The sequence below is a fragment of the Flavobacterium frigoritolerans genome, from assembly GCF_025847275.1.
GTDB lineage: Bacteria > Bacteroidota > Bacteroidia > Flavobacteriales > Flavobacteriaceae > Flavobacterium > Flavobacterium frigoritolerans.
The window spans coordinates 142589-150604 of sequence record NZ_JAOZEV010000013.1 but is presented as its reverse complement, the minus strand read 5'-3'; the positions used below and the strand labels follow the sequence as shown (position 1 = coordinate 150604).

At 31.8% G+C, this 8016-nt stretch carries 7 protein-coding genes; 2 read left to right on the top strand and 5 right to left on the bottom strand.

From position 1 onward, the window contains the following. Nucleotides 1-420 precede the first annotated feature (420 nt). Both OIU80_RS15815 and OIU80_RS15810 read left to right on the top strand, forming a co-directional pair. The gene (locus OIU80_RS15815; RefSeq protein WP_264287953.1) at nt 421-1413 is read left to right on the top strand and encodes a TlpA family protein disulfide reductase; all 993 of its coding nucleotides are present in this window, start codon (nt 421-423) and stop codon (nt 1411-1413) included. 176 nt (nt 1414-1589) lie between these two features. Then, complete coding sequence (locus tag OIU80_RS15810) at nt 1590-1937, top strand: toxin-antitoxin system YwqK family antitoxin (RefSeq protein WP_129540135.1); 348 nt, start codon at nt 1590-1592, stop codon at nt 1935-1937. Between the two features lie 53 nt (nt 1938-1990). Here the strand turns inward: OIU80_RS15810 and OIU80_RS15805 are convergent, their stop codons facing one another. The 5 genes from OIU80_RS15805 to OIU80_RS15785 form a co-directional block, all read right to left on the bottom strand. Further along, nucleotides 1991-3103 carry a PepSY-associated TM helix domain-containing protein gene (locus OIU80_RS15805; RefSeq protein WP_264287952.1) on the bottom strand — a complete coding sequence of 371 codons (1113 nt, stop codon included), beginning with the start codon at nt 3101-3103 and terminating at the stop codon, nt 1991-1993. A gap of 126 nt (nt 3104-3229) precedes the next feature. After that, nucleotides 3230-4774, bottom strand: a complete 1545-nt coding sequence (locus tag OIU80_RS15800) for a PepSY-associated TM helix domain-containing protein (RefSeq protein WP_264287951.1) — start codon at nt 4772-4774, stop codon at nt 3230-3232. A gap of 3 nt (nt 4775-4777) precedes the next feature. Then, a complete protein-coding gene (locus tag OIU80_RS15795; RefSeq protein WP_264287950.1) occupies nt 4778-5080 on the bottom strand; it encodes a hypothetical protein in 303 nt (100 codons plus the stop codon). A gap of 26 nt (nt 5081-5106) precedes the next feature. Beyond that, nucleotides 5107-5439 (bottom strand): hypothetical protein, encoded by a 333-nt coding sequence (locus OIU80_RS15790; RefSeq protein ID WP_264287949.1) that lies wholly within the window; start codon nt 5437-5439, stop codon nt 5107-5109. Between the two features lie 61 nt (nt 5440-5500). Next, on the bottom strand, nt 5501-7993 hold the full coding sequence (locus OIU80_RS15785; RefSeq protein ID WP_264287948.1) for a TonB-dependent receptor: 2493 nt from the start codon (nt 7991-7993) through the stop codon (nt 5501-5503). Nucleotides 7994-8016 lie beyond the last annotated feature (23 nt).

The following is an 8016-nucleotide window of genomic DNA, read 5'->3' as shown; positions in this document are numbered from 1 at the left end:
TTGTCCAATATTATAATGCTGTTTTAATGGATTATAACTTCTCCATTTATCAGTAAATATTTTGAACTTTAAATTCTTCCATAAGTACTGTATTTACAAATACTAATATAAAGGATCTAAATTAATAATTTACAAAAATAGTGTTTTTTCTTATATTTTAATTTATTAAATATAATCAATAACCTACAATTATTGGTTTTTGAAAATGTATTGTATGTTTATTTTGTTAAAAAATACGGAATACAATATTTTAAAATCATTCTATTAATGAGAGCGTGATTTTGCTATTACAAAAGGATATTATTATAGTAAAGAGGTTGTGTTTGTATAAATGAAATCATTTTTGTGTATAAACGTTTAGAATCTAACATTTTGAATTACTTAAATGTTTATTTTTACTTCAACTAACAAATTATATATATGAAAAAAATGACTTTTTTGCTGTTGTTTTCTGTCGGAGTGACATTTGCACAGGGCAACGCAAGCAAAATTAAATTCACTGCTAAAATCAATAATAGAAATAGCGATACTCTTGTTATCAGAGGAGCGAATAATTTCAAGCAAGTGATACCAATTGATAAAAAAGAAACTTTTGTAGCAACATTTGATGCTCCAAAAGGGTTTTACCAATTTACTGATGGAACTGAGGCATCGAGTCTTTATCTAAAACCAGGTTCGGATATTAATCTAACAATGGATGCTAAACAATTTGATGAAACAATTGTTTATAAAGGAAATGGAACTAATGAAAGTAATTTTTTGGCTCAAGCGGCTTTGAGAGATGAAAAATTTCAAGAAGAAGCTTTTTCTAAAGAAGCAGTTGAGTTTGCAAATCTTTTAGAAACAAAGACAAAAACTGATTTGGCAAATATCGAAAAGGGAGATTTCGATCCTGAATTTAAAGAAGCAGTAAAAAAATCATTTGAAAAGTCTAAGTTTTATACTGAAAAAAGATACGAAAGTACTGCTAAGACAAAAAAATTGAACGGTAATGCATCTCCAGCTTTTGACTTTGAAAATTATAAAGGTGGTAAAACGAAGCTTTCTGATTTAAAAGGAAAATATGTTTATATAGATCTTTGGGCAACTTGGTGTGCACCTTGTAGAGCCGAAATTCCTTTCTTGCAAAAAACAGAAGAAAAGTATCATGGTAAGAATATTGAATTCGTAAGTATATCAATTGATAAAGTTAAGGATTACGATAAATGGAAAAAGTTTGTAAACGATAAAAACCTTGGTGGAACTCAATTGTTTGCTGACAAGGATTGGGGTTCTGATTTTGTGGTAAGTTATGGTGTAACTGGAATCCCTAGATTTATATTGATTGACCCAGCAGGAAATGTTGTTAATGCTGATGCTCCAAGACCTTCGTCACCAGATCTTCATGTTACGCTAGATAAATTATTGAATTAAAAATCGTATTAATTCGTAATGTATTGATACTTTGATTAGTATTGATTTTAAACACACTTTTAATTTCCAATGTTAAGTTTTTACTCAATGTTACCAAATTGTTAAGTAAAAGTTTTTTTAATGTAAAGTATTGGTTATATTTGTTTATAGATTTTAAAACATTAATAACTAAAGATATGAAAAAGTGTGTGATTTTAGTTGCAATATTGTTCTCTGGAATTTTAGTTGCACAAGAAACTAAACCAGTTTTAGAAGCTGTTGGACATAAAGTAAAAGCTACTTATTACTATGATAATGGTAAAGTTCAACAAGAAGGTTTTTTTAAAGACGGTAAATTAGATGGTGTCTGGGTTGCATTTGATGAAAATGGAAATAAAAAATCTACAGGATTATATGCGAATGGAGAAAAAACAGGTAAATGGTTTTTCTGGAATGGATCTAATCTTAGTGAAGTAGATTATTCTGACAGTCGTGTGGCTTCTGTTAAAAACTGGAAACAAGACGCACTTGCAAACAGAAACTAAGACTAAATTATAAAACCAAAAAAGGTTGTTCGACTGAACAACCTTTTTTATGTCTATTTTTTTGAAGATTTACTTTTCTTATTCCTTCCGTACCAAATGATAAATCCTGTTATTGGTAATGACGCAGCAATTAAACTAGCTATAAAAGCGATTATCTTTCCTGGCAAGTCTAGAATTTGCCCCGTATGAATTCCATAATTCATTTCGACAACTTGTAAACCTAAACTCTTTTCTTCAAAAGGATCGCTCTGAATTAATTCGCCATCATAAGGATGAAAATAATAATTACTTTGCTGGTCGTATCGTAATGAATGAGGATATGCACCTGTATTTATAACGTCGCCTTTTTGTTGCGGAGTTGTTACATAAAACATTTCGGATTCTGGGTTTTTTATCATAGTCTGTACCAAAGCACGATCTATGGCTGCAGTTGTATTATAATCAAATTTTGTGGTATCTACTATCGGAGCTTTAGTTTCTAAAGTCTTGTCACCGCCAAAGTTGAAGGTTTTATAAATTCCATCACCAACCCATTCGTAAGTAAAGGTTAAACCAGTTATAGCAATAATAGCAATTAGTATCGAAATATATAATCCAGAAGTTTTATGCCAGTCATAATTTACACGACGCCATTTGGCTGACCATTTTACACTGAAACTACGTTTGATGTCGCTTTTGCGTTTAGGCCACCATTGAATGATTCCTGTAATTAAAAGAAGGATAAAGATAATAGTTGCACTGCCAATAATATGTTTACCTATATAATCAGGTAGGAGCAAATACAGATGAATGTGTTCAACAATGAGGAAAAAGTCAGTTTCTGGGTTTTCTGTTTTTAGATATTTTCCTGTATAGGGGTTGAAATAAAGGTATAAGTTTTCGGTGTCTGAATAAGTATAAACAATAGCAGAGCGGTTTTTTCCATAAAAAGAAATCATGCTCGATTTACTCAGTGGCAGGATTTCTTTTGCCTTTTGTTGTAAAACAGAAGGCAGTACAAATGGTTTGTTTTGAGGCTCGACCAATCGCCATTCTTTGCGGGTAATATCTTTTATCTCATCGTGAAAGCAAAATATACAACCTGTAATGCTTACAATAAAGACAATTAGCCCGGAAGTTAATCCGAGCCATTTGTGTATAAAGCGTATTTGTTTTTTAAAGCTCATGTTTTAATTTGCAGTAAGATAGCGACGTATCTTTATTTAGAGAATTCTTGCAAGAGGCAAAAGTAAATTCTAAATGTATAATCCACAAATTATGTCCATTTATTTTAGATGGATTTATGATATTGCTTATGTGTCTTTTTTATTTAAACGGAATGAAATGTATAGTGTTATCGATGCAAGAACGATCCAAAATACATCAATAAAGAATATCTGAATTTGATTTTGAGCAAATGTTTTCCAAAACCAATTACCCGTACAGATTCCGTTTGCAACAGGAATAAAGAATCCTAAGATACTTCCAGATAATAATGAGAACTTATTTGTGAAAGCATTGTTCTTTTTTAGAATAAAAAACACTGTCAATACTAGCCATCCTATGAAGTAAACACTATAGATGTTTGATTGTCCTAACGGATGGAATACCTTGGTGGCTATAAATGCCAACGCAGTTATTGGATACATACTTAAGCAAATTGCCAAGTAGATGCGTACAACAGTTTCATTAAAACGACGCTTCTTTTCGGGCATATTTTTCTTGTCTCTGGCTACTAGCCAAATCATAACTCCTGATATTATTACAAAACAAGTAATTATACCAAGCACAAAACTTATTATTTTGAGAGCATATCCTCCATAATCTCCAAAATGAATTCGGTACAAAACATTTTTTACTCCATCGAGGTAAGTCGTTTCTGAAACTGGGTCTTTTTTTGCAACGATACTACCATCGGTTACTTTATAAATTACTTTACCAATTCCGGTGAATTTTTTATCATATTTGATTTCACCTTCTACTAAAACGTGCATATTGGTATCTCCATAATTTTGAATGTATACACGTGTGATTTCAAAATCATTCCAATTGCTTTTTGTTTTAGCTACTAACTTATCGATGCTAAATGGATTGGCTAATTTTTTATTGTCAAATTTATATTCGGGATCATTATATTCTAAATCTTTGTATAATTTATCCTGATCGCCTTTGTAGAGAGCCATTACACTTGGTGCAACTATCAACAGTTTAATCATGAAAAATGCTCCTGTAACTGCATAAACAAACTGAAAAGGTAAGCCTATCATTCCAAGTGAGGTATGTGCATCTGTCCACAATGTTTTTAGTTTTTCTTTTGGTCTAAAAATATAAAAGTTGGAAACGATTTTATTCCAATGCAATAAAACACCTGTTATGATTGCAAATAGAAAAAACAATGCTACAAATCCTGAAAGATAATATCCAATAGGATAGCGAACCTGGGCTAGGAAATGGAGTCGGTATAAAAATTCACCTAATGAATAGGAGTTTTCATATGTATGAGTTTTGAAGTTTTGGGTGTCTAAATAAAAAAAAGACCCTTCTTTTAATTTGGCTGTAGCCAAAGAATCTTTAGTTCCCTCAAGGTAAATATTTACTCTTCTTTCTGCACTGGTTTTAGATATGGAAATATTCCTTCCGTGTAAAGTGTACTCTTTGTCTAGATTGTTTAGTGCTTTATCGTAATCTAGTTGAATGTTCTTTGTTATTGCTACAGATTCACTTCGTTCCCAATTGATGATTTCATCTCTAAAAAACGAAAAAGATCCAGCAAAGAAAATGATAAATAATACAACACTTATTACAATGCCACTTACAGTATGCGTATGAAAATAGATATTATAGTTCCTGTTATTCATAAATTATCGAGTAATAGGGTTATAGGTTTGCCCAAGATATATAATACCACAAAAAATTAAGGTTAGTAATAGATAAATCCCCCAGATTTTCCATCCGTTTTTTGCCAAGAAAGCTACAATCATTAAAACAACCCAAAGAATAAATCCGCTAAATGCCATTGTTATGATAACATTGACATGATTGATCCATGAAGCTAATGCGAGATGAAAACTTACCGATACTAAATAACCGCCAAGTATTGCCGCTGTTATTTTGGCAATACGCTGCCATATGGATTGGGTTAAATATTTAGGGTTTGCAGGCATGTTTTTTGGATTAACAAAAAGTTGGTTTAGTAATAGTAAAATTCTAATAGTCCAGAAAGAGCAAATAGAATAATTACACCTTTGAAATTAATAACTTTTAAAGGGGTCAATATTATAACCAAACTACTAATAGTCATTAACTGAATAAAAAAGAATAAAGTAGCTGAGCCTAAAGAAGCACTAAGCAACCATAATAAATAAGCTAAAAGAAGCAAACATAAACCTGTGATTTTTGTTTGTTTTGGATTTCTTTGCATCCACTTTTCAAAACTAAAATCATAAGATAGTACTGCTCTTTTGGATGTGTAGTATAATGTATAAAAAGAAATAAAAACAAAAAGGCTGGCTATGGTTATCATGATTGTATAATTAAAAAGAGCATCTTTCTAATGTAATATCAAAAAGATGCTTTGTTTTTTATTAGAATCTGTACGTGAAACTTGCTGCAAAAGTTCTAGGATCTTTTGGATGGATTGTTGACCAACCATCGTAAATTTCTTCGTTTGTAATGTTATTTAATTTTAGCGTTACGGTGAATTTCTCCGCAGTGTAAAATAGTGATGAGTTGATTACTGTGTATTCAGGAATTGTAAATGTTCCTGCAGTAGCTCTGTTCATGATTTTGTTATCTCCAACGTAATTCCCTCCAAAACCAATTCCGAGACCTCTTATAAATCCTTGAGAAAATTTATAAGTAGCCCAAAGGTTTGCTAAGTTCTGTGGTCCTGCGCTCTCTGGTCTAAATCCTACGAAATCAGGATCACCTGCAGTTAAAACAGCATCATTGTAGCTATAACCTAAAAGAATGTTTAAACCAGTAATTGGGTTAGCAATAAGTTCTGCTTCAAAACCTTTATTATGTTGACCACCGTCTTGATGCGAAACTTGATTATTAGGTAGCACAGCAGTTGGGTCAGTAGGGTCAATATATGGAGTTTCTATTACATAAACTTTATCTGTAACTTTTATGTCATAATAGCTAAAAGTAGCATACAGTTTATCTCTAAAAAGATTTAATTTAGTTCCTACTTCAAATTGATTAGCATGTTCTGGATTAAATGTTAATGGAGTAACAATACCAGCATTACGATTTTGTCCTGGAGCTACATTAGAAAACCCATCCATATAATTAGCAAAAACAGAAACTTTGTCTATAATTGGCTGGTAAACAATACCCAATTTAGGTGAAAAAGAAGTTTGATTGTAGTTGTCGTCTTTAGTAGTAACATCACCACCATTTATAAAACGATCAGCTCGTAAACTTACCATAGCTGATAGAGCAGGAGTGAAGTTAATGACGTCAGAGAAATAAGCACTGTAAACTTCTTGTCTTGTTTTATTATTGTTTCTTGGAGTATTTGCTATAATTGCATCAGATCCAGCTTTTGTTAAGTCTCCAGTGTCTCCATTTGTAGGGTGACCAATAACGTTATTGAAAGATTGTAAGTCATCGCCAATATATACTAAACCATTGCTGAACCAACCTGAGTTATGATCTGTCGCAGTTCTGTTGAAATAATCAAAACCTACTACAAGTCTATTTCTTAATTTCCCAATTTTAAAGTCACCAATAAAGTTCTGTTGAATATCAGTAGAGACATCTCTAGCATCTTGATCCGTAAAAGATCTACCAAGAACAATTCCTTCTTTGATTGATTCAAAAGCCTTTCTACTTGTTGATTCATACAAATAACTATAATTTCCTATTGATTTAGCTGAACTCGTTGAAAAAACAGTTTGTGATGTCCATTGATCAGAAAGCTTATAATTCATTTGCCCTTGTAAGTTATACGAAGGCGTTTTCATTGTAAGTTCGTTACTTGTATATGAACGTTTGTTATCATATTTTAATTCAGCAATGTTGTGAACTCTTAATGGATTTGCTCTATCTAAGAATAACATGGTCGGATTAGTACTTTCGCTGGTCATAAACTCAGTGTTTACTAAAAACGACAATCTATCATTTACCTCATATGATAATGAAGGTGCAATAAAAAATGATTCTTTAAAACCAGCATCTTGAAAACTATTTTGTTTGTTATAAGCCGAATTGATTCTAAAGTTTAGTGTTTTTTTATCATTTAATGGAGTGTTAAGATCTACAGTAGTACGATTTAGACCGTAGCTACCAACGGTATAATTTACTTCGCCTCCAAAAACTCTATAAGGTTTCTTTGTAGTTGTGTTGATTAGTCCACCGTATGAAATTAAACTGCTTCCGAATAATGTTCCTGAAGGTCCTTTAATTATTTCGATTCTATCAATATTTGATGGTTCTAAACTTCCGTTTGTTAAACCAGGTAATCCGTTAACCATTGTTGGTTGAACTGCAAATCCTCTCAAAGAATAATAACCAGCTCCGTCTCCAGCACGACCTGTTGAAGCCCACAATTGTGTGATCCCAGAAGCATTTTTCAGGGCGTCATCAAAAGTAGTTACAACTTGTTCTTTTAGAACTTCTCCAGTAATAGTTGTGTATACTTGTGGGTTTTCAAGATTTTTAAGTGCTAATCTTGATACTTGTTGGTTTTCTTTACGAGCATAATGATTTTTTTTACCACTATTAATAACTACTTCGCTTAACTGTTCGGAACTCGAGCTAATAGTGAAGTTTTCCATTAATTCGTCACCATTGTTAACCGTTACTTTCTTTTCTCTTGTAGTTTGTCCTATTACTGATACTTTTAGAATATAGGTTCCAGGTTTAATGTTTCTTAGAGTATATTTTCCTTCAGCATCTGTTACTGTTCCTACTCTGGTTCCTTTTAGAACTACCGAAACATTGTCGGCACTACTGTTATCTGTTAAAATAACCTGTCCTTTAATAGTTGCTTTTTGCTGTGCCCAAGTCGTGGTACTTAGTAGCATAACAAAACAGAAACTCAAAAAAGATATTATAAGTTTGGATTTCATAATTATTTAGAATTGATTTTAAT

Excerpts from the sequence above, each read along its gene's own strand:
- OIU80_RS15810 (WP_129540135.1), top strand. The coding sequence starts at position 1,590 with ATGAAAAAGTGTGTGATTTTAGTTGCAATATTGTTCTCTGGAATTTTA.
- OIU80_RS15785 (WP_264287948.1), bottom strand. The coding sequence starts at position 7,993 with ATGAAATCCAAACTTATAATATCTTTTTTGAGTTTCTGTTTTGTTATG.
- OIU80_RS15800 (WP_264287951.1), bottom strand. The coding sequence starts at position 4,774 with ATGAATAACAGGAACTATAATATCTATTTTCATACGCATACTGTAAGT.
- OIU80_RS15805 (WP_264287952.1), bottom strand. The coding sequence starts at position 3,103 with ATGAGCTTTAAAAAACAAATACGCTTTATACACAAATGGCTCGGATTA.
- OIU80_RS15815 (WP_264287953.1), top strand. The coding sequence starts at position 421 with ATGAAAAAAATGACTTTTTTGCTGTTGTTTTCTGTCGGAGTGACATTT.
- OIU80_RS15795 (WP_264287950.1), bottom strand. The coding sequence starts at position 5,080 with ATGCCTGCAAACCCTAAATATTTAACCCAATCCATATGGCAGCGTATT.
- OIU80_RS15790 (WP_264287949.1), bottom strand. The coding sequence starts at position 5,439 with ATGATAACCATAGCCAGCCTTTTTGTTTTTATTTCTTTTTATACATTA.